Below are 19981 nucleotides of genomic sequence, written 5' to 3'. Positions count from 1 at the left end.
GACAGCATGACGACTGCGGAAACCGCCCGTCCGACGACGCGGCAAAAAGCCCAGCACCTGATGCTTGCCGCCTCGTTCGGTGGCCACTGGAAACAGCTGATGGTGCTGGAAGACCTGCTGGATCAGGGCGATCGGCGTCTGAGTTTTGTCTCGACTTCCCGGGAAACCCCGCCGGAAGCCATCGGTGCGGATTACTACCGCATTCCCGACTGCAACGCCGGCGAACGCTTTAACGCCCTGCGCTGCCTCAGCAGCGGGCTGGGGCTGATGCTTCGCCTGCGTCCGGATCTGTTGATCACCACCGGTGCGCTGCCGGGCCTGTTGCTGGCGGTGGCCGCCAAACTCACCGGCACCCGGGTAATCTGGGTGGACAGCGTGGCCAACGCCGAATGCCTGTCCACCTCCGGTCGCATGGCGGCGAAGTTCGTCGACCTGTGCTGCACCCAGTGGGAGCACCTGGCGGACAACGACAACGCGCGCGGTCCGGTCTACCTGGGCAGCGTCCTGTAAGGCCGGCAAGGAGTCTGTTTTGATTTTTATGACTGTAGGAACCCAGCTGGCCTTCGATCGCCTGGTGCGCAGCCTGGACGCGTGGGTCGGCCCGGAGCAGCGCTACCCGGCGTTTGCCCAGATCGGCCGGGGGGAATACCTGCCCGAGCACATCAGCTACGACCGCTACCTGGATCCGGAGGCCTACCAGAAGTACCTGCAGGCCGCCCAGGTGGTGGTGGGGCACTGCGGCATCGGTACCATCCTGTCCTGCAACGACCAGGGCATTCCGGTGGTGGTGGTGCCCCGGCGTTTCGACCTTGGCGAGCACCGCAACGATCACCAGATTGCCACGGCCCGCCAGGTGGAGTCCCGGGGCCTGGCCCGCGTGGTTTACGACGAATCGCAATTGGGGGCCGTGCTGGAAGAGGTGCTGTCCGGTGAGCAGAGACCGGAGGCCTATCACAAGGAGCGGGACCGTCTCGCTCGCAACCTGAACCGGACCGTCAACCGGTTCCTCGGAACGGCGGGGGAGCTGTCATGAAGATACTGATGGTGAACACCTTCTACGCGCCCACCCAGGTCGGCGGCGCTGAACTGTCGGTGCAACAGCTGGCCGAGGGCTTTGCCCGGCGCGGCCACACGGTGGGCGTGATGACCCTGGCCCGGGACGGCGTCGGCGACCGGGAAGAGATCAACGGCGTGACCGTGATCCGCGTGCCCAGTTACAATCACCACATTCCGCTGGTCCAGCAGGGCTCGCTGAGCGAGCGCACCCGCTGGCACCTGATCGACATCTTCCAGGGCGGGGACGCCGCCAAGTACGTGGACCTGTCGGAGTTCGACATCATCCACACCAACAACCTGCTGGGCTTTTCCACCCAGCTGTGGAAAACCATCCGGCGGGAGCGTCGCGAAGGCGCCGTGCTGGTCCACAACATCCGCGATTTCTACCTGCGTTGTCAGCGCTCGAACCGCTATCGCAACGGCCACACCTGCGAGAAAACCTGCGCCGCCTGCCGTCCGGCGGAAGTCACCCGTCGCCGTCACAGCGAGTGTGTTGACGCGGCCGTGGGGGTGAGCGATTACATGCTCCAGCACCACCTGCAGGCCGGCTTTTTCCCCAACGCCCAGCGCACCGCCGCGATCCACAACCGCCCCGGTGACCATCTTCGCTTCGACCGTCAGCCGCGGGCGCACGACGGTCCGGTCCGGGTCGGCTTTATCGGCCGGGTAGCGGAGAACAAAGGCACGTTCCGGTTGGTTGAAGCCTTCCGCAGGCTCGATCGCCAGGACATGACCCTCGCCATTGCCGGCACCGGCAACGATGAGGACGTGGCCCGCCTCGAAACCCTGATCGACGGCGATCCGCGCATCACCTATCTGGGCCGCACCACGCCGGACGTGTTCTATCCGAGTGTGGACGTGACGGTCGTGCCGTCCACCTGGGAAGAGCCGCTGTCCCGCGTGGTCAGCGAAAGCTATCTCAACGGCCTGCCGGTGCTCGCCTGCAACCTGGGCGGGCAGCCTGAGATGGTGCGTCACGAGGTGGACGGCCTGGTGTTCACCCCCACCGTCGACAACATCCACGCGGCGTTGGCCGACCTCACGCCGGAACGTCTGGCGGACATGACCCTCAACGCCCGTACCCGGTCGAATGAAATGCTGTCCGACGTGGTCATCGACCGCTATCTGGCGCTGTTCGAAGAGCTGCTGGAAGCCCGGGCCGGTACCGATTCACCGGACGGCCTGGTCGTCGGTCTCGATTAACCGTTTTCAAGGAGGAAGCCCGATGTCCGAGGCTGTCAGCAGCGTGCCGGCCCGCGAACGCAACGATGCGTTCGAGCGGGTCCAGGCCACGCGCCAACTCGATCTCAACGTGGAGACCCTGCGGGGCATGGCCATCCTGATGGTGGTCATTTTCCACGTCATTGGCCCCAAGCCCTATGAGGGGCTGCAGATCCAGGAGCCGGGGTCGCTCTACCACCTGGTCACGGATATTTTCGATTACCTGCAGATGCCCCTGTTCTCGTTCCTGGCCGGCTACGTCTATGCGATCCGGCCGTTCAGCGGTGGCGCGGGCGCCTTCGTCAAGAGCAAGGCCCAACGCCTGCTGGTACCGATGCTGGTGGTGGGTACCGTTTTTGCCATCGTCAAGGCCATGGCGCCGGGGACCAACACGCCGCTGTCGGCCAGCGATTTCCTGACCCTGCACATCATCCCGGTCCAGCACTTCTGGTTTGTGGAATCGCTGTTCTGGATCTTCCTGCTGATGATGCTACTGGACGGTTCGAAACTGATCGCCAGCGGCCGTCAATTCGCCATCGTGGCGGTCGTCGCCTGTGCCATCCATCTGGCCTGGCAGGATCCGCCGATCTACTTCAGCTTTGCCGGCGTGATCTTCCTGCTGCCGTCGTTCCTGTTCGGCGTGGCTTGTTACCGCTACCGTGAGGCCATTTTCCAGCCGGCGGTGTTGTGGCCGGTCGGGCTGGTGACGGCGGTCTGCTCGGTGCTGGTGGGTCTGACGCTGGTGGATGTCATCGACTACCGGTTCATGCCGCAATCACTGCCGGCGCTGATCGTTGGTTGTGGGGTGTCACTCCTGCTGATGGTGTCCCAGTTCAAGCAGCGCTGGCTGGTGTTTATCGGCGCCTACGCCTACAGCATCTATATTTTCCACGTGTTCGGCACGTCCGGCTCCCGCATCATCCTGCAGAAGCTGGGCGTGTCGGATACGTTCCTGCTGATGGTGGTGGGAATTCTGGTGGGCGTGATCGGTCCGATCATCGTCGACAAGCTGGCTTCGCGCTATTACTGGAGTCGCCGGATACTGCTGGGCAAAAAGCGGTAGGGGAGTCGCCGCCCTGAGCCGGGCGGCGCGGTACTCAGACCGCGGCGTCGGTGACGGAGGGGGCAGCCGCACCTGCCCCCTCTGGCATCACACCGAGTCCGGTCAGGATGTCGTACCAGGCTTCACCGACCGATTGCTCGGAAAACCCGCCAATAAACTGCTGCACGCGGCTCTCGGCCGGGCTGTGGTAATCGTCCAGGCTGTCATCAATGGCATGGGCCAGCGCCTCGGGATTGCCCGCCTCGAAGAAGCGGAAGGCCCCGTCCGGCGCATCTGCCATGGGACGATAGATCTCCTCCAGCGCCCCGTAATCCGAGGCAATCACCGGCAGGCCTGTGGCCAGCGCTTCCATGATCGCAATACAGAAGCTTTCCTCGGCCCCTGACTGGGGGTCGACGTGGGAGGGCTGCACGTACACGTGACTCTGGTAGAGCAGGTCGCGGATGCCTTCCCGGCTGAGGTTGGCATGCAGGGTCACGCGGTCGGCCAGGCTGTGGATGCCGACGAACGACGTCAGCCGGTCCTGGGTTGGACCGAAGCCCACCAGGTCGAGCCGCACATCCACGCCCTGGTCCCGGAGCTGACGCACCGCCTCCAGCAGCGTGATCTGATCCTTGAAGCCTTCGAACCGGCCAATGCAGCACAGCCGCAGTGGGCCGCCGGTGAATTCCCGGGCGCGCCACGGGAAGAAGTCCTGGTTCACGTAGTTGCGTACCACCCGCACCTGACTCTGCGCCAGCGACAGGGTGTTGGCGACCTTGTCGGCGAAGTGCTGACTGGGGAAGGTGAAGATGCGGTCGTCACCGGCGCTCAGGCGCTGCATGGCGCTGCGGAATTCCCGGTGGCTGTGCAGGGCCACGTTGCCGTCATAGCCGTGCATGGACGTGATCACGGGCACCGGTGCCCGCAGGAAGTTGGTGGCCGACATGCCGAACTGGGCCTGGATGGCATCCACGCCCCGCATGGGTCGCGCCAGGGCCAGCGTGCCCATTTCGAATTCCCGGTACTGGCGCAGCAGTTTGGATTCGATGCGCGTCAGCTGGCGGGACCAGCCGCCGGATTCCCGGCCCGGCACAATATGCACCTCCAGTCCCGGCAAAGTCCGGCCCGGTGTATTGAGCAGGCGCGAGGTGATCAGCCGGCAGTCGTAACCGCGCGCCATCAGCGCCTTCAGGTGCAGGTAGATGTATTCCTCGTTGATCCGCGAATACGCCGGCACGGCATGGAGCAGGGTCATGTCGGGTCTCCTTCCCGTTTTCCGGGATCGGAGAAGTACATCGATCCCAGGCACATCAGACATTTCACCAGCCCGCCGACAATCATCGAATAGAGGAAAAACTCCAGGCTGGAAATCTTCACGGCCCAGATCGAGCCGGCCACGAAGATCACGGTGCCGGCCAGTTGGGCCCGCACCAGCAGTCGGTTATTGCCGCTGAGCAGCATCGGCTGGATCGCCAGCCAGCCCAGCGATCCGAGAATCACGTTGAGCAGCAGCAGGGAGGTGATGTGGGCCACGCCCGTGAAATCCTTGCCGAAGAACCAGGCCACCGGATACTCCAGCAGCACCAGGCACAGCGGCCACAGCACCAGCGCCAGCAGGAAGTAGATCAGCGTCCAGCGGCCGAAGGTGCGTTTCATCTCGTGATCGTCCCGGGCGTTCACCCGGGCGATGATGACGTTGGTGACGTTGCCCACCACTTGCCGCGCGGACATGGCGAGCGTCACGGACACCGCGTAGATCCCCATCTCGCTGGTGGTGGCAATCAACGACACCAGAATCTTGTCCAGGTGCTGCTGCAGCAGCATCATCAGATCGGACTGCCAGAAGCGCAGGGCGTACTGACGATCGGGTTTGGGCACCCGGGACCGACGCTCGAAGGACTGGCGATGGAACAGCCGGCGCAGGGCCCAGGAAATAAACACGATTTCCGCGACCCGACAGACGATCTGGAAGCCCAGCAGCAGCTCAGGGCTGCCCACATGCATAAAAAAAGCGACGCCGAGAAGCAGACCGTTGAGCAGCGGCAGGATCACCTTGGCGATGTCGGGAATCAGGAATCGGCTGTCGACGGCCGCAAGGGTCTGCAAATAGGTGGCGCAGGCAAACGACACGCTGCCCGCCAGGGTGACGCCGACAATCGCCAGATCCAGCGTGGTGTACTTGTCCGCGATATAGAACGGGTAGATGCCGCACCAGATGAGCGCGAAGAGCACGCCAGTCCCGGCAACCACCAGCAAATGGGGGCGCAGCGCCTGGGTGTGCTCGCGCTTGGCCAGGTACACCGCCAGACGCTGGATGCCGAGGTTGCAGACCAGCGGCGCGAAGTACAGCGGCAGGAACAACAGGAACAGATGGCCACGGCCTTCCACGCCGAGGATGCGCGCCACCAGGGCGGCATTCAGCGTAGAGACCAGTACGATCAGGATATTGATCGTACTGCTGCGCAGCATCAGCGGAATCAGCGACCGGCTGCTGACCCCGGAGCGGGGTGTGGCGGCCGCGCGCGACTCGTCTGTCATGTCCAGATCACGTTGTGGAATTGGTTGGCGATGGAGTTTTCATACACCGACCGGCACTTGTGGTAGCTGCCGCCGCTGAAGTACACCGTCTTGCCGAGGCGGGCGGCGGCGATGCAGACGTGCAGACGGTCCGTGCGGACGATGTCGAACTGGTCGATGTAGTTGACGAAATCCCGGGCTGATTCGCGCACCCGTTCCAGGGAGGCCTGGCCGTAGTCGAAGACCACCGACGCATCGCAGTTGTCGCTGGGGATGGGTTTGCCGGCGCTTTCCCGATCCGTGCGGAAGAAATGACCGTCACGAATGCGGCCTTTACCCAGTTTACGGCTGAACCAGCTGGCCAGCAGCCGGCCTTTGGCCTGCAGGTATTTGCGACGGTTCAGCCCTTTGGCGCCGGGCGCTGCGAGCAGTTCCCGCAGCCAGGTCAGCGGCAGGTTGGACTCCCGGAACACCGACATATCGCCGTAGAACACCATGTCGTCACACAGGTACGTTTGGGCTTCCGCCTGCTGGCTGACGTAGTTGAAGGACGTCTGTTCACGGCAGAAGATCAGCGTGTTGTCCGGCAGCTCCCGCAGCAGCGGCTCATGACCGGCAATGGTATGGGGCAGCACGATCAGGCGCTGGCAGGCACCTTTCATCCGTTGGATCAATTCGGCGACATCGTTGTAGAGCGGGACCAGGTTGCCGCCCCCCGCCACCAGCAGGGTGCCGTCTTTCGCCGTGTCATCGAGGCGGGCACCGGGCAGGGCCAGTCGCACCTTGAGGCCCAGTTTCTCCAGGGCCGTCAGCGAACTCATGGTGATCAGGTGGTCGCCGGCATTGCCCGGAAAGCTGGCGAGGGTGAGCGGAGAGGAACCGCACGCCTGCTGCATGATGGCTTCAAAATCGTGCTGACTGAGTTTCATCCCTGAGACTGACTCCGCTGAAAATATTGGGTCGGGCCATATACCGCGCTCAACGCCGCTTTCTTTAGGCCGCCGACCAGATCGTGGTCCGGGAACAGGCGCCAGGCGCGGGTGGTGCGGTTCAGTTTGGCGAGCTGTTGCTGGCTTTGCTTGAGGTCCGCGGCCTGGGCTTCCTTCACCGCCTTGCGGTAGACGTGGTAGGCGTACCAGCCGAGTGCTTCGCGGAACCGGGCGTCCGGGTTGTCCCGGCGCACCAGGTGCAGGTCCAGGTAAATCCGGATCAGGCTGTCGATGCGGGCCTTGGCCTTCTTCGGATTGATGCCCTGGGTGATTGAGCCGGTCCGCTGCCGGTACAGGTACGGCTGCAGTTCCAGCGTCGTAAACCGGGTGGCCTCCTGCAGCAGCAACGGGGTGTGCAGCATGTCTTCGTGCAGCAGGTTGGGCTCGAAGCGCAGGCCGGACTGCTCCAGCAAGGCGCGGCGATAGATAAACGTCCACGCGGTGGTGGCGATGTGGAAGGTTTTCACACCTTCGTGGAAAAACGCCGTGCCGGTAGTCAGGCCGGTATCCAGGGGTTGGTGCTCGCCGGGCAGGGGCTGGCCCTGCTCATCGATTTCCCGGAAGCCGACGTGGACGCAGTCCAGCGCCTGATGCTTGAGGGCGCTGACGACCGCTTCGATGGCGCCGGGCGCCAGCAGGTCATCACCGTCCACGAACCAGATAAAGTTGCCGGTGGCGTGTTCGAAACCGGTATTGCGGGCGGCCGAAAGACCGCCGTTGTTCTGGTGGATGACCACCAACTGCTCTGGATATCTGGCCGCAAGCCCGTCGAGTTGGGCGCCGGTGTCATCGGTGGAACCGTCATCCACCGCAATCAGTTCGAAGCGGGCCTGCGTGTCCTGATTCAGGATCGACAAGACACAGTCCTCGACGTAGTCGGAAATATTGTAGGCTGCGACAACGATACTCAGGTCCATAATCACATCCTTGCTCGGAAGCTTTCGTGAACGGACGACCCGACCGAGTAGCCGGACAGGAAGACGTTCTGGATTGTTCGATGCAATTGTCAGGCCGCGATATGACTACCTGACGACATGGGCTCAAGCTGTCACCCTGACGGACAACCTGGCAGGTAGCGGCCATAAAGAAGCGCACGGTTGCGCCAAATCGGGGCGCAGAAGCCGTTGTGCACGCCGGTTCAGTTCGACCGGACGGGGCTCAGTCTAAAACATTGTTGGTGGCGTTTGAGTTACATCGGGGCAAGGAGATGGTCATGTTCCGGGAACCACCAATCGGGCAATAACTTACGGGTGTCCGGGCGGGCAAACCGGTCGTCGATCAGCCAGATGGTGCCCTGATCTTCCGGGGTGCGGATGACCCGGCCGGCCGCCTGGGTGACCTTTTGCAGGCCGGGGTAGAGGTAGGTGTATTCGTAGCCCTGGCCAAACCTGGCATCCAGTCGCTGGCGCAGGATCTCGTGCCAGGGGTCGAACGGCGGCAGTCCGAGGGTGGCGACAAAGGCACCGATCAGTCGCCGGCCGGGCAGGTCGATGCCCTCGCCGAACGCCCCGCCCAAAACCGCAAAGCCTACGCCTTCGCCATCGCCGGTGAAACGATCGATAAAGGCCTGCCGTTCGTCCGTGGACATGCCGCCGTGCTGGTGCCAGACGGGAATGTCCGGTGCCTGCTCGATCAGGGTCTCCAGCACCGCCCGCAGGTAGGCGAAGCTGCTGAAGTAGGCCAGGTAGTTGCCGGGTTGCTCGCGAAACTGCTCGGCGATCAGGGTGGCGATGGGCGTTCGTGAGGCCTCGCGATCCGGCCGCCGGGTGCTGATCCGGTCGGCAAAACGCACCTGCACCTGCTCGGCCCGGAACGGACTCTCCACCTTCTGCCAGAAGGTGTCGTCCGGCAGGCCCAGCAGGTCGCGGTGATAGACCCCCGGCGACAGGGTGGCCGAGAACAGCAGCGTGCTGTCGACGGTCTCGAAGCGCGGCGCCAGGAAGTCCGCCGGGATCAGGTTCTGGATCGCCAGTTGCGCCTTGCCCCGCCCGTGATTCTCGTATTCGCACAGCGAGTGGTCGCCAAAGGCTTCCGCCAGGCGGGTGAACGCCAGGCAGTCGAACATCAGCTCCTGCAACGCCAGATCCGGCGGGTTGTCGGTCAGGTACTCGGTGATGGACGACACCAGACCGTTCAGACTGGGCAGCAGCGCCTTGGGAATGGCTTTCAGGAAGACGGGCCGGTCGCTGTCCGGATCCACCTCACGGGCCAACGCCTGCCATTGTTTGGCCACCCGGTTCAGTGACGGTTTCAGCGGGGCGGGCACCTGCTTTTTGACCTTCAGCAGCCGCGCCTGGTTCAGGGTCGCCGAGTACATGCCCCGGGCCCGGTCCACTAGGTTGTGGGCCTCGTCCACCAGCAGGCTGACGCGCCAGTCGTTCTGTTGGGTCAGGCCGTAGAGCAGGGCGTGCTGATCGAACAGGCGATTGACGTCCGCCACCACCACATCGCTCCAGCGCGCCATTTCCTGGGCCAGGAAATAGGGGCAGATGCCGTGGGCGGCGGCGATCTGGCGCAGCGCTTCTCGGGTCAGCGGGCCGTCCTGGTCGACGGCGGCCTGCCGGGCGGCGGGCAGCCGGTCGAAGAAGCCAGCGGCCAATGGACAGGCTTCCCCGTGGCAGGCCTTGTCCGGATGTTCGCAGACGTGATCCTTGGCGCTCAGTTCCAGCACCCGCAGCGGTAGCGCGGCACTTTGGTGATCGCTCAGGGCTTGCAGACCATCCAGCGCCAGCTGTTTACCCGGGTTGCGGGTGGTGAGGTAGAACAGCCGATCCTGCCCGGTGCGGGGCAGGGCCATCAGCGCCGGGTACAGGGTGCCGAGGGTTTTGCCGAGCCCGGTGGGCGCCTGCAGCATCAGGCTCTGCTGGCGGCAGCTGTTGCGGTAGACGGTTTCAGCCAGAGCCCGCTGGCCTTTGCGGAAATCGCTGAAGGGAAACTGCAACGTCTGCAGGGCGTTGTCCCGTTGCCGGCGATGGGCCGCTTCCTGCTGGGCCCACTGGCGATAGGCGTCGCACAGGGCGGTCAGTTCGTCCCACAGGGTGTCGGCGCTGGCGCTCTCCCGTTCCACGGTTTCCCGGTCCCGGCCGATGTCGTAGTAGACCAGCGCCAGCTCCACGCTGTCGCGCCCGGTCTCGCGGCAGTGGAGGGCGCCGTAGGCCCGCAGTTGCGCCCGGTGCAGCGCCCGCTGGTCGGACGACAGGCGCGACAGGTCGCCCCGGTGGGTCTTGATCTCCTCGATGCGGTTGGCCAGCGGATCGTAGCCGTCGGCCCGGCCGCTGAGCGTCAGGCCGGCGCACTCGCCATTCAACGACAGCTCCGGCTGATACTGTGGACCGCGCCGGGATTGCACCTTCGCGTGGCCGGCGATGCCGTCTTCCGCCGTGGGCGCCGGCGTGTAGCGATGGTCCAGATCGCCGCGCCGGGCCGCGAACTCGCACAATGTGCGCACCGCCACCCGCATCAGTCGGCCTCCTGCCAGCGCACGTAACAGACGGACACGGCGATGTCGTGCGCCAGGCAGAACTCCAGCCAGCGGATCTGGTGGTCCTGCAGCCGGTCGCCCGGACCCTTCACCTCGATCAGGTCGTAGCGGGCCTGTTCGGGGTGAAAGCGGATCAGGTCCGGCAGGCCGCTGCGATGATCCCGCAGGTCCCGCAGCAGGCGCTGGAAAATGAGCTTGAGATCCGCGGCGGGGATGCAGTGCAGCGCCAGTTCCAGCACCGGCTCGCTCAGCGCCGGCCAGGCGACGAAGGCAGAGGTGATACCGTGCTTTTCGCCCCAGGTCCGGCGGATCCGGTCTTTGTACTCGTCACTGTCGAGGGCCGCCAGACAGTCATCGAACAACGCTTGCCGGCGGCTGACGAAATCCTCCCGGTGCAGGTCCGCCGGCGCGATGTGGAACGGGTGAAAGAACGCCCCTGGCAGCGGGGCAAACAGGGCCGGCCAGCAGAGCAGGCCGAACAGGCCGTTGATCAGCGTGTTCTCCACGTAGCAGACGGGCGTCTGCTCGCTGTCGAGATCCTGCAACACCGCCCACTCCACCGACGCGGCTGCGGGCTGGGGCAGCGTCAGATGCATTTCCGGGATCGACGGCCGTTTCGGACGTTCCGGAGGCGCCTGGTCCACCTTGCGGGCGAGGCGACGCATCAGCCGTTCCAGGCCCTGGGCCTCGCCGTCGCCGCGGGGTTCTGCCTGCGCCGACAGGGCAATGTCCCAGGCCTCCTGGTGTCGTCCCTGTCGTTCCAGCAGGCGTAAGTGGCGCAGCCGCGCTTCCCGGTGGCCGCTATCGGACCAGGCGGCCAGAGCCAACTCGGCGTCCCCCTGCCGGTCCGCCTGACGCCCCAACTCCATCAAAAGCCGGCCGCGACGGCTTTCCAGCCAGGGGTTGCTGTCGTCCCGGGCGGGGATGTCCGGCCAGATGTCCGCGGGCGGTTCGCCGCCCTCCAGCCGGTCCCGGCAGGCCTGCATCAACAGATACCGGTCCACCGCCTCCCGCTGCTGGAAAGCCCGGGAGTCCGGCGTGAACGGGACCGTCTCGTACTGGTGATGGCCCAGCTCCACCAGAACAAAGTCCGACCAGCTCTGGCGCAGGTTGCCGAAGAACATCAGGCGGATGCGATCGAACAGGGCCATGTGGTGGAGGGCGACCAGGCGGTCGTCGGTGTCGGGCCACCAGTCGGTGAACCGGCGTGGCGCCGGGGCCAGCTCCAGGCAATCGGTGAGCATGGCCTTTTTGCTGGCGGCGCGGGGCAGGCCGCAGTCGGCGAGGATCGGCGCGAGGGCGTGGCGACATTCGGCCACCGTCAGCAGGCGGAACAGCTCGTCGATCGCCAGTTCCGGATCGTCTTCAGTCCAGCCGTCGGCGGCCAGTTCGTCCAGCGCTTCGCTCTCGGGGACGCCCAGCTCCGGGTAGTTGAGCTTGCTCAGGCGAAACAGCTCGCCGCTGCGCATCACCAGCCGGACCAGTAGCGCACGGGCGGCCTGCGACAGTGACTGCAGCCGATCCAGTCGGGTCCGCTCGTCGTAGGTCAGCAGGTCACCGTGGTGGGTGGCGACCCAGTGGACGACGGTCTCGAAGTTGGCCAGGTAGTACAGCGGATCATCCAGTGATGCGGTGGTGATGCGACCGTTCATGAGGCTCCGGCAGATGGGTTTCAGGCGGTCAGTCTAAAGCGAATGGGACACCAGCCCAAAGCTTTCCCGCGACTCGGGTAGAACGGATGGCCACAACGGCGACAGTCCTGTAGGGTGCGCGGCCCTTTAAAGTCCTTAACGATGTGGATCCTATGCCTCCTGAATTGTCCCAAGAAGCTGTAAGCGAGGCTTCTTCCCCCCGTTCCAACCGGCTGGGCGATCCGCTCGTGGCCGCCCTGACCATGACGTTTATCGTCGCGTTTGTCGCCCTGTCGCTGTTCGACGCCGACGCCATGACCGCCTGGATCGGCGACGGTTTCGCCTGGACCGCGCGCACCATGGGCAGCTTTTTCCAGCTGCTGCTTCTGCTGACGTTCTTCATTGCCCTGGGCGTCGCGTTCACCCGCAGCGGCGAAGCCCGTATCGGCAACCTGGACAAGCCGGAAATCAGCACTTTCCGCTGGCTGTCGATGATTCTCTGTACTCTGCTGGCCGGCGGCGGCGTGTTCTTTGCTGCCGGTGAGCCGGTCTATCACTTTGTCGTCTCGCCGCCGGCGTTCGATGCCGCTGCGGCCACGCCGGAAGCGGTGGCGCCCGCACTGGCGCAGGCCTTCATGCACTGGGGCTTCCTGGCCTGGGCGGTGCTGGGTTCTCTGACGGCGCTGGTCCTGGCCTACGCCCACTATTCCCTGGGCAAACCGCTCCAGCCCCGCACTCTGCTGTACCCGGTACTGGGTGAAAAAGTGGTCAGCGGCTGGCTGGGCAGCGTGGTGGACGCCGTCTGTGTCATCGCGGTCGTCGCCGGCACGGTCGGCCCCATCGGCTTCCTGGCCACCCAGATGAGCTTCGGCCTGCACGAACTGTTCGGCCTGCCCGATGGCTTCGGCACCCAACTGGTGATCCTGGCGATCCTGGCCGCGGTCTACATGACCTCCGCGCTGACCGGCCTGCACAAGGGCATCCAGCTGCTGAGCCGCTTCAACGTGGTACTGGCACTGGCCATCGCCGCCGTGATTGTCGTGTTCGGCCCGACGCTGTTCCTGGTCGACACCTACCTGCAGTCCATGGGCGAATACGTCACCTCGTTCTTTACCATGGCGACCCAGACGGCCCAGACCGCACCGGCCTGGTGGATGAAGTGGTGGACCGTGTTCTTCTTCGCCTGGTTCATCGGTTACACGCCGCTGATGGCGATCTTCGTGGCGCGCATCTCCCGCGGTCGGACGGTGCGTGAAATGGTGCTGGCAGTGTCCGTACTGGCGCCCATCGCCACCACCATCTGGTTCACCCTGCTGGGCGGCACCGGCATCTACCACCAGCTGGCGGGCACCTTCGACCTGACCGAAGCGCTCAACAACTTCCAGTTCGACGTCGCGACCCTGACCGTGGCGCAGGCCTTGCCCGGTGGCTCATTCATGGCGGCGGCGATCCTGGTGCTGACGACGATCTTTGTGGCCACCACTGGCGACTCCATGAGCTACGCCATCGCCATGGTCGGCGCAGGCCACGACGAGCCGAGCCCCGGCTCCCGCGTGTTCTGGGGCGGTGCCATGTCGGTGATGGCGGCGCTGCTGCTGTACATGGGCGCCGGCCAGATCGGCGTGTTGCAGCAGTTCATCGTGCTGACGGCGATCCCGGTGTCGCTGGTGATCCTGCCGTCCCTGTGGACCGGTCCCCAGGCGGCTGCAGCGATGGCCCGGCAGCAGGGACTCATCGGTGCGCCGGAGCCGGCGGCGAGTCGCTCTTAGTCCGCGAGTGATGTTTCAATGGTCCGGGGAATCTCCCCCGGACCCTTGAACCGACCCGGAGGCATCGATGCCCGACGAACCGACCCACGCAAGAACCACCCGTCTACACCCCCATTGTGTGGCGGTCTACGGCACGCTCAAGCGGGGCCGCAGCAATCACCGGTTCCTGCGGGGCGCCCGCTTCCTGGGCCGGACCCGATTAAACACCATTGCGCTCTACGATCTGGGCGCCTATCCGGGCGCCAAACTGGAGCCCTCGCGGGGTGTAGAGGTGGAACTCTTTGCGGTCACGGACGCCGGCCTGCGCCGGGTCGACTGGCTGGAGGAATACAACCCGCAAGATCCGGCCAGCGGCACCTACGACCGGCGCTGGCTGGCCACGCCGCTTGGACCCGCCTGGGTGTACCTCTATAACCCCGGGGTCAAAGGCCGTCGGCGGATTGTGCTGGGTGGTTGGCGCTAACGCTCAGGGGCGCGCAGGTTCGGGCCCGAATGCGTTATCCCCTTCACCTTCCCGCGCAAACATCACCGCCAGAATAATCCAGCCGATCAGGATCAGGAACATCAGCAACTGCCACCAGCCGGAGCGGCCGATGTCGTGCAGCCGGCGTGTGCCCAGGCTGATGGTGGGGATGATCGTCACCACGCTGAACAGCAGCGACACCACGAAGGAACCCATCGCCAGATCGATCAGGTTTGCGGCAATCGAGAAGAGGAAATAGTAGAGGAAGAACATCCAGTACTGTCGGCGTGTGGCGCGACCGGTAAAGTCGCCGTAGCGGCGGAAGCCGTCAATAAATTCTTCCATCGTTAACCCCGGCAGTCGTCGTGTTCATGCGGATCGATTTTCGACCCTAACACGGGCCTGATGGCATGTCTGCGAGGCCAGCCAACCTGGGTCATTCACCGGACGGGACCGGCGCCAGCCGGCCGTCCCGGTCCAGCACGTAGGTCGCCAGATCCCGCGCCAGGTTGAGGTTGCCCGAGTAGAATCGACGGGCCTCCTGCTCGATTTCGTCGATCAGCGGTGCGGACGGGTGGTTGAACTGGTAGCGGGAACTGAAATGCGTCAGCACCAGATTGGGCAGGCCCGCCGCCTCGGCAAAGCGCGCCACCTGTTCCGCCGAACTGTGCTGCGGCCAGGGGCCGACCCGGTCGGAGACTTCCTGGGTGTAGGTGGATTCGTGGACCAGAACCTGCGCCCCGCGGCAGGCGTCCGTCAGCAGCTCGGGGGTGTCGTTGTCGCCCCCCACCACAATCCGGCGGGGCGACCGGTTGACCGTTACATAGTCTGCGCTGCGCAGCACCCGGCCGTCTTCCAGCGTCACGTCCTGACCCCGTTGCAGCTCGCCCCAGGCGGGCCCGGCGGGTACGCCGTCTTCCTGCAGTTTCTCCGTCAGCAGATGCCGCTCCAGGTGTCGCTCGGTCACCTGATACGCCACCGTCGGCACGCGGTGGGACAGGGCGGCGGTTGTCACGTCGATGTGCTCGTCCTGCCAGTGGAACCCGTCCGCATGCACCTCGATAAACTCGATCTCATAACCCAGGTTGGAGTCGGTTGCGCCCAGCGTGGTTTCCACGAAGGTGCGGATCGAAGGCGGCGCGATCAGCGGCAATGGCTCGGTCCGCCCGGCCATGGAGGCACTGGCCAGCAGCCCCGGCAGACCAAAGGTGTGATCGCCGTGCACGTGGGTGATGAAGATCGCCCGCAACTGGCTCAGCGTGTGGTGGGTTTTCTGCACCTGATGCTGGGTGCCTTCGCCGCAATCGATCAGGTACCAGCCTTTCGGGCCGCCGTGCTGCAGGGCCAGACCAGTCACGTTGCGGTGGCGGGTGGGCGTGCCGGCGGAGGTGCCGAGAAAAGTCAGTTCCATCGCTGCTCCGGTTGTCTACGTATCGGTCAAAAGTGTCAGAGGCATTGCATCAGCGTTCTTCGCCCACGTAAAGCGGACGGCCCGCCGCCAGACCGAACCCGAGCGCCGCGAGGGCAATCACCGCCAGGAACACACCGGCCACCTGCCAGTCGTCAAAAGCCCCGTGCAGCAATCCCAGCACCAGCGGGCCGACCGCCGCCATAGTGTAGCCGACGCCCTGGGCCATGCCGGATAGGCGCGCGGCGGTCTCGTGATCCCGGGCGCGCACGGCCAGCAGGGTCAGCGCCATGCTGAACGTCCCGCCCTGGCCGACGCCGAGGATCACCGCCCAGAACCAGATGCCGCCGATCGGCGCGTAGATGCAGCCCATCAGCCCGGCGCCGGTGAACAGCACGGCCAGCGCGATCATCGCCCGCTGGTCCCGCATGCGGCTGCTGATCCAGGGCGCAGCGATGGCGGAGCCGATCTGGATCATGATCGAGACCGACAGGCCGATCCCGGCGTTCACCGCCGACATCCCGCGATCCTGCAGAATCGTCGGCAGCCAGCCAAACACCGAATAGGCCAGCGACGATTGCAGGCCCATGTAGAGCGTCACCTGCCAGGCCAGCGGATCCCGGAACAGCGAGCGGGCCGGTTTCGTCGGGCGTTTGGGAATGTGCTTGCCGTCGAGCTGCAGCCACCAGAGCACCACCGCCACCCAGGCCGGGATCGTCCAGATTGCCAGCGCCGCCTGCCAATCGCCGCCGAACGCCAGGCGCATGGGTTCCGTCGTCCCCGCGGCCGCCGACGCGCCCAGGCAGAGCACCGCGGTGTAGAACCCGGTCAGGATGCTGGCGGACGACGGGAAGTCCCGCTTCACCACGCCCGGCAGCAGAACGCCCATCACCCCGATGCAGCCACCGGCGATCAGCGTACCGGCGAACAGACCCACAGTGCCGCTGTAGGGCCGGAGCACCAGCACCGCCCCCAGCACCGCCGTGGCCACCAGCACGGCCCGATCCACCCCGATGCGCTGGGCCAGCCGCGGCGCCAGCGGTGCACACAACCCCAGGAACAGAACCGGCAGCGTGGTGAGAATCCCCTGACCGAACGAGCCCAGCGCCAGGGTTTCACCGATGCGTTTCAGCACCGGCGACACGCTGGTCAGGGCCGGGCGCAGGTTGAGTGCTACAAACAGGATGCCAGTCAGCGTCAGCACGGCGGACGGCGCCCGGGATTTTACAGCGGCTTCGGTCATAGGAGGCTTCTGCTTCAGATGGGTTCGGGTGATCGGCGATCATCGGGATCACGGCACGTGGAGACCGGTCAGGATTCGTCTCCGTGATACGGGCGCAGCCGTCGTGCAGATCGGAACGGCTGTCGCAAAACGCGCGGACATCGGCTGATAAACTTAACAAAGTCAGCTATTTGCGAGGCCATAAATGGCTCTGCACCAAAACGGTGATGGTAACGCACCCCGCACTGACCGGCCAGTCGAGGCCGCGGTGCCACCCGGAATCTGCGTTACACTGCAGGCTTGCACCGCCCGCTCACCCACAACCACCACAAGGATGCCATGACCCCCGACCACAACGACCTCTGGTTCCTGCCGCTCGGCGGCACCGGCGAAATCGGCATGAACCTCAACCTCTACGGCCACGACGGCCAGTGGCTGATGGTGGATTGCGGGGTGACCTTTCCCCGGCCCGGGCGGGTGGTGGCGGACGGCACGGTGCACCAGCGCGGCGAACCGCCGGTGCAGATGGCCGATCCCGCGTTCATCGCCGACCGCCGGGACCAGCTCGCGGGCCTGATCATCACCCACGCCCACGAGGATCACGTGGGCGCGGTGCCGTACCTGTGGCCGCTGTTGCAGTGCCCCGTCTACACCAGCCGCTTCACCGCCGAGATCCTGCGCCGCAAACTGGCGGAATTCGACCTGCTGCACCGGGTGCCGATCCACGTGGTGGACGTGGAAGAGCGCCGCACCATCGGCCCGTTCCAGGTGGAATGGCTGGCCCTGACCCATTCCATCCCCGATCCCAGCGCCCTGATGATCCGCACCCCGGCGGGCAACCTCTTCCACAGCGGCGACTGGAAACTGGACGACGAGCCGCTGGTGGGCCACGGCTACACGCCGGGCACGTTCAAAGCGCTGGCGGACGAGGGCGTGGCCGCCATGGTCTGCGACTCCACCAACGCCACCGTCGCTGGCCATTCCACCTCCGAATCCGTGCTGGAAAAAGGCCTGCTGGCCGCCACCCAGGACGCGCCGGGCCGCGTCATCGTCGCCTGCTTCGGCAGCAACATTGCCCGCCTGCACACCCTCGCCAACGTCGCCCGCGCCACCGGCCGCTACATGGGCCTGCTGGGCCGGTCGCTGATCAACATGAGCGGCGCCGCCAAGGCCGCGGGCGTCTGGAACGCCGACGACCACCTCATCAACCCCGCCCACCTGGGCTACCTGCCCCGGGAAGAAGTGCTGGCCGTCGCCACCGGCAGCCAGGGCGAACCCCGCACCGCCCTGCGCCGCATGGCCATGAGCACTCACCCCGACGTGGAGCTGGAACCCGGCGACCGCGTCATCTTCAGCGCCCGCGCCATCCCCGGCAACGAGGAGGCCATCGATGCCCTGATCACCAGCCTTAAAGAGCAGGGCGTCGAAGTCATCACCGCCGAAGCCGCCGACCTCCCCATCCACGCCTCCGGCCACCCGGCCCAGGACGAACTGCGCGCCATGTACCAGTGGGTGCAGCCGGAAGTCGCCATCCCCGTCCACGGCGAAGCCGAACACATGGACGTCCACGCCGGCCTGGCCCGGGACTGCGGCGTACCCAAATCCCTGCTGGGGCGCAATGGGGATCTGTTCATGATCCGACCCGTACCGGGGATGCGGCGGCAGGTGGCTGAGGTTGGACGGTTGGGTTGGGAGAAAGGGGAGTTGGTGAGGGTGGTTTGAGTGACTACGAAATTGCAGGGATGGCGAATCCGGTGCTGTATTCACCCAGCCTGTTGTGCTGTACCTATACCGTTATATTGAAATCACAAAAAGAAGAATCCAAACGATTGCATGGCAAGATCGCCAATCGCGGGCTAAGCTGCTGTTTGAAATGGAAAACTGATCGCGTCCTGATATGCGGAAGGGCGATGTTATGAAGAATTCTCGTATATTCAATATTACGGAACGCGGTCTAATCACTGTTATGAGTAAAGACGAGTCCTATGTCTAAGCTAAAAGTGATTTCAATTTCCGTCTTGCTCTTCGCGGGTTTCGCCTCAGTTCTCTCGCTAATGTTCTTCTTTGGGGATTGGGCTCGATTGCTTGCAGTTGCTGTAGTGGGGATCTTTTTGGGATTGTTAGCGGCGCCCTCTATTGAGCCAAAGGCTTTCAAGCATGCATGGGCCTACGAGCTTTCGTCAGGAGCAATGGCCGGAGCCTTAATTGGGCTGATTTTTGTTGGCAGCGGAGAGTCCGTTGTCGTGGGCGCGCTTATTGGGGGTGTACTGGGTTATACGGCCCCTTATTGGATTAAGCATGCTCCAATCCCGTAAAACTCATAACAAGGCGCAGCAGTACGCGGCCTATGGCCGCCGGACGCCCTTTCCATGGCTCCTTCGTCGCAATTCCAAGGTCGCCGCTGTGCTTCGGCGTTAGCAAGATGCCAATAGGCACACACTCTGCTAGACTCGTCCCATGAAGCAAATTAACTGGAATGCTGAAAAGAACCAGCGGTTGATGAGCGAACGCGGAGTCTCCTTCGAAGATGTTCTGTTTGCTCTTCAGTCTGGTGGTTTACTTGATGATGGACCTCACCCCAACAGGGACAAGTATCCGAATCAACGCCTGCTTGTAGTTCGGATTGACGATTACGCCTGGCTGGTGCCGTACGTCGAGAATGATGGAGAAATCTTTCTCAAGACGGTCATTCCCAGTCGCAAGGCCACCAAGACATTTCTAGGGGGGTAGCATGGCCAAGACCAAATTAGATCTCGAAGAGCAAGAGCTTCTGGAGGCATACGAATCCGGGGAGTTCGAGTCAGATCTGGATGCCGATCGTCGGGAGTACCTGACGAAGGCAGCAGAAGAAACGTTCAAGAAAGATAAGCGGATCAATATTCGCATCTCCAGTCGCGACCTGGAGGCGCTTCAACGCCGAGCACTGGAAGAGGGACTTCCTTACCAGTCCCTGGTTTCTAGTGTCCTACACAAGTACGTGTCTGGCGGCCTCAAGGATATCTCTGCTAACAAGTCAGGCCAGCGGACGCGCTAAAGCGCGCCGCTGCCTTCTGCGTGTGTGCCGGGCATGGCACAGAACTAGGGAGGTGAAAGTCCTCCTGCCAGGTGTTCGCAGAGCCGAAGGCTAGGAGAAGGGCAAGGGCGTCATCGCGAGGTGGGGTCTGGAGGAAGCCCAATCC

19 protein-coding genes are annotated in these 19981 nt (G+C 64.4%); 10 read left to right on the top strand and 9 right to left on the bottom strand.

Going from position 1 to position 19981, the window contains the following annotated elements:
- Positions 1–6: 6 nt before the first annotated feature.
- The 4 genes from EB809_RS16535 to EB809_RS16520 are packed head-to-tail and all read left to right on the top strand — an operon-like array spanning position 7 to position 3340.
- Positions 7–510, top strand: coding sequence for a UDP-N-acetylglucosamine--LPS N-acetylglucosamine transferase (locus tag EB809_RS16535; RefSeq protein ID WP_123635947.1), 504 nt, complete (start codon positions 7–9; stop codon positions 508–510).
- Positions 511–538: 28 nt separating this feature from the next.
- On the top strand, positions 539–1033 hold the full coding sequence (locus tag EB809_RS16530; protein ID WP_123635946.1) for a glycosyltransferase: 495 nt from the start codon (positions 539–541) through the stop codon (positions 1031–1033).
- Positions 1030–2259, top strand: coding sequence for a glycosyltransferase family 4 protein (locus EB809_RS16525; RefSeq protein WP_123635945.1), 1230 nt, complete (start codon positions 1030–1032; stop codon positions 2257–2259). The genes EB809_RS16530 and EB809_RS16525 overlap by 4 nt, the downstream gene beginning before the upstream one ends.
- Positions 2260–2281: 22 nt before the next feature.
- On the top strand, positions 2282–3340 hold the full coding sequence (locus tag EB809_RS16520) for an acyltransferase family protein (RefSeq protein ID WP_190294940.1): 1059 nt from the start codon (positions 2282–2284) through the stop codon (positions 3338–3340).
- Positions 3341–3374: 34 nt separating this feature from the next.
- Here EB809_RS16520 and EB809_RS16515 read toward each other — a convergent pair whose 3' ends face one another.
- The 6 genes from EB809_RS16515 to EB809_RS16490 all read right to left on the bottom strand — a co-directional run bounded on the left by EB809_RS16515 (position 3375) and on the right by EB809_RS16490 (position 11961).
- Positions 3375–4577, bottom strand: coding sequence for a glycosyltransferase family 4 protein (locus EB809_RS16515; RefSeq protein ID WP_190294939.1), 1203 nt, complete (start codon positions 4575–4577; stop codon positions 3375–3377).
- On the bottom strand, positions 4574–5860 hold the full coding sequence (locus tag EB809_RS16510; protein ID WP_123635942.1) for a lipopolysaccharide biosynthesis protein: 1287 nt from the start codon (positions 5858–5860) through the stop codon (positions 4574–4576). The genes EB809_RS16515 and EB809_RS16510 overlap by 4 nt, the downstream gene beginning before the upstream one ends.
- A complete protein-coding gene (locus EB809_RS16505) occupies positions 5857–6768 on the bottom strand; it encodes a polysaccharide pyruvyl transferase family protein (RefSeq protein ID WP_123635941.1) in 912 nt (303 codons plus the stop codon). Before EB809_RS16505 ends, EB809_RS16510 begins: the two co-directional genes overlap by 4 nt.
- Positions 6765–7745 carry a glycosyltransferase family 2 protein gene (locus tag EB809_RS16500; RefSeq protein ID WP_123635940.1) on the bottom strand — a complete coding sequence of 327 codons (981 nt, stop codon included), beginning with the start codon at positions 7743–7745 and terminating at the stop codon, positions 6765–6767. The genes EB809_RS16505 and EB809_RS16500 overlap by 4 nt, the downstream gene beginning before the upstream one ends.
- Positions 7746–8017: 272 nt before the next feature.
- Entirely contained in the window at positions 8018–10288 is a 2271-nt protein-coding gene (locus tag EB809_RS16495; protein WP_123635939.1) for an ATP-dependent DNA helicase, read from the bottom strand.
- Positions 10288–11961 (bottom strand): VRR-NUC domain-containing protein, encoded by a 1674-nt coding sequence (locus tag EB809_RS16490; RefSeq protein WP_123635938.1) that lies wholly within the window; start codon positions 11959–11961, stop codon positions 10288–10290. The genes EB809_RS16495 and EB809_RS16490 overlap by 1 nt, the downstream gene beginning before the upstream one ends.
- A gap of 152 nt (positions 11962–12113) precedes the next feature.
- On the opposite strand from EB809_RS16490, the gene EB809_RS16485 reads away from it, so the two are divergent.
- Positions 12114–13709, top strand: a complete 1596-nt coding sequence (locus EB809_RS16485; RefSeq protein ID WP_123635937.1) for a BCCT family transporter — start codon at positions 12114–12116, stop codon at positions 13707–13709.
- A 67-nt stretch (positions 13710–13776) separates the two neighbouring features.
- Entirely contained in the window at positions 13777–14172 is a 396-nt protein-coding gene (locus tag EB809_RS16480) for a gamma-glutamylcyclotransferase (RefSeq protein WP_123635936.1), read from the top strand.
- A gap of 3 nt (positions 14173–14175) precedes the next feature.
- On the opposite strand, the gene EB809_RS16475 is transcribed toward EB809_RS16480, so the two are convergent.
- The 3 genes from EB809_RS16475 to EB809_RS16465 all read right to left on the bottom strand — a co-directional run bounded on the left by EB809_RS16475 (position 14176) and on the right by EB809_RS16465 (position 16823).
- On the bottom strand, positions 14176–14517 hold the full coding sequence (locus EB809_RS16475; protein ID WP_123635935.1) for a DUF805 domain-containing protein: 342 nt from the start codon (positions 14515–14517) through the stop codon (positions 14176–14178).
- Positions 14518–14608: 91 nt separating this feature from the next.
- Positions 14609–15583 (bottom strand): ribonuclease Z, encoded by a 975-nt coding sequence (locus tag EB809_RS16470; RefSeq protein WP_123635934.1) that lies wholly within the window; start codon positions 15581–15583, stop codon positions 14609–14611.
- Positions 15584–15632: 49 nt separating this feature from the next.
- A complete protein-coding gene (locus tag EB809_RS16465; protein ID WP_123635933.1) occupies positions 15633–16823 on the bottom strand; it encodes a CynX/NimT family MFS transporter in 1191 nt (396 codons plus the stop codon).
- A 318-nt stretch (positions 16824–17141) separates the two neighbouring features.
- On the opposite strand from EB809_RS16465, the gene EB809_RS16460 reads away from it, so the two are divergent.
- The 4 genes from EB809_RS16460 to EB809_RS16445 all read left to right on the top strand — a co-directional run bounded on the left by EB809_RS16460 (position 17142) and on the right by EB809_RS16445 (position 19836).
- Positions 17142–18524 carry a ribonuclease J gene (locus tag EB809_RS16460; RefSeq protein ID WP_123635932.1) on the top strand — a complete coding sequence of 461 codons (1383 nt, stop codon included), beginning with the start codon at positions 17142–17144 and terminating at the stop codon, positions 18522–18524.
- 263 nt (positions 18525–18787) lie between these two features.
- Positions 18788–19117 carry a hypothetical protein gene (locus EB809_RS16455; RefSeq protein ID WP_106693218.1) on the top strand — a complete coding sequence of 110 codons (330 nt, stop codon included), beginning with the start codon at positions 18788–18790 and terminating at the stop codon, positions 19115–19117.
- Positions 19118–19259: 142 nt separating this feature from the next.
- The gene (locus EB809_RS16450; protein ID WP_123635931.1) at positions 19260–19532 is read left to right on the top strand and encodes a BrnT family toxin; all 273 of its coding nucleotides are present in this window, start codon (positions 19260–19262) and stop codon (positions 19530–19532) included.
- A 1-nt stretch (position 19533) separates the two neighbouring features.
- Positions 19534–19836, top strand: a complete 303-nt coding sequence (locus EB809_RS16445; RefSeq protein WP_123635930.1) for a CopG family antitoxin — start codon at positions 19534–19536, stop codon at positions 19834–19836.
- Positions 19837–19981 lie beyond the last annotated feature (145 nt).

This window comes from Marinobacter sp. R17 (genome assembly GCF_003789045.1).
GTDB lineage: Bacteria > Pseudomonadota > Gammaproteobacteria > Pseudomonadales > Oleiphilaceae > Marinobacter_A > Marinobacter_A mangrovi.
Note: the sequence above shows the minus strand (reverse complement) of the source record. Positions and strands in the feature narration are given on the sequence as shown.

What these genes read in the sequence shown, in the direction of transcription:
- EB809_RS16505 (WP_123635941.1), bottom strand. Translation starts at nt 6,768, where the DNA reads ATGAAACTCAGTCAGCACGATTTTGAAGCCATCATGCAGCAGGCGTGC.
- EB809_RS16520 (WP_190294940.1), top strand. Translation starts at nt 2,282, where the DNA reads ATGTCCGAGGCTGTCAGCAGCGTGCCGGCCCGCGAACGCAACGATGCG.
- EB809_RS16455 (WP_106693218.1), top strand. Translation starts at nt 18,788, where the DNA reads ATGTCTAAGCTAAAAGTGATTTCAATTTCCGTCTTGCTCTTCGCGGGT.
- EB809_RS16470 (WP_123635934.1), bottom strand. Translation starts at nt 15,583, where the DNA reads ATGGAACTGACTTTTCTCGGCACCTCCGCCGGCACGCCCACCCGCCAC.
- EB809_RS16510 (WP_123635942.1), bottom strand. Translation starts at nt 5,860, where the DNA reads ATGACAGACGAGTCGCGCGCGGCCGCCACACCCCGCTCCGGGGTCAGC.
- EB809_RS16460 (WP_123635932.1), top strand. Translation starts at nt 17,142, where the DNA reads ATGACCCCCGACCACAACGACCTCTGGTTCCTGCCGCTCGGCGGCACC.
- EB809_RS16495 (WP_123635939.1), bottom strand. Translation starts at nt 10,288, where the DNA reads ATGCGGGTGGCGGTGCGCACATTGTGCGAGTTCGCGGCCCGGCGCGGC.
- EB809_RS16465 (WP_123635933.1), bottom strand. Translation starts at nt 16,823, where the DNA reads ATGACCGAAGCCGCTGTAAAATCCCGGGCGCCGTCCGCCGTGCTGACG.
- EB809_RS16515 (WP_190294939.1), bottom strand. Translation starts at nt 4,577, where the DNA reads ATGACCCTGCTCCATGCCGTGCCGGCGTATTCGCGGATCAACGAGGAA.
- EB809_RS16530 (WP_123635946.1), top strand. Translation starts at nt 539, where the DNA reads ATGACTGTAGGAACCCAGCTGGCCTTCGATCGCCTGGTGCGCAGCCTG.
- EB809_RS16480 (WP_123635936.1), top strand. Translation starts at nt 13,777, where the DNA reads ATGCCCGACGAACCGACCCACGCAAGAACCACCCGTCTACACCCCCAT.
- EB809_RS16450 (WP_123635931.1), top strand. Translation starts at nt 19,260, where the DNA reads ATGAAGCAAATTAACTGGAATGCTGAAAAGAACCAGCGGTTGATGAGC.
- EB809_RS16500 (WP_123635940.1), bottom strand. Translation starts at nt 7,745, where the DNA reads ATGGACCTGAGTATCGTTGTCGCAGCCTACAATATTTCCGACTACGTC.
- EB809_RS16490 (WP_123635938.1), bottom strand. Translation starts at nt 11,961, where the DNA reads ATGAACGGTCGCATCACCACCGCATCACTGGATGATCCGCTGTACTAC.
- EB809_RS16445 (WP_123635930.1), top strand. Translation starts at nt 19,534, where the DNA reads ATGGCCAAGACCAAATTAGATCTCGAAGAGCAAGAGCTTCTGGAGGCA.
- EB809_RS16475 (WP_123635935.1), bottom strand. Translation starts at nt 14,517, where the DNA reads ATGGAAGAATTTATTGACGGCTTCCGCCGCTACGGCGACTTTACCGGT.
- EB809_RS16485 (WP_123635937.1), top strand. Translation starts at nt 12,114, where the DNA reads ATGCCTCCTGAATTGTCCCAAGAAGCTGTAAGCGAGGCTTCTTCCCCC.
- EB809_RS16525 (WP_123635945.1), top strand. Translation starts at nt 1,030, where the DNA reads ATGAAGATACTGATGGTGAACACCTTCTACGCGCCCACCCAGGTCGGC.
- EB809_RS16535 (WP_123635947.1), top strand. Translation starts at nt 7, where the DNA reads ATGACGACTGCGGAAACCGCCCGTCCGACGACGCGGCAAAAAGCCCAG.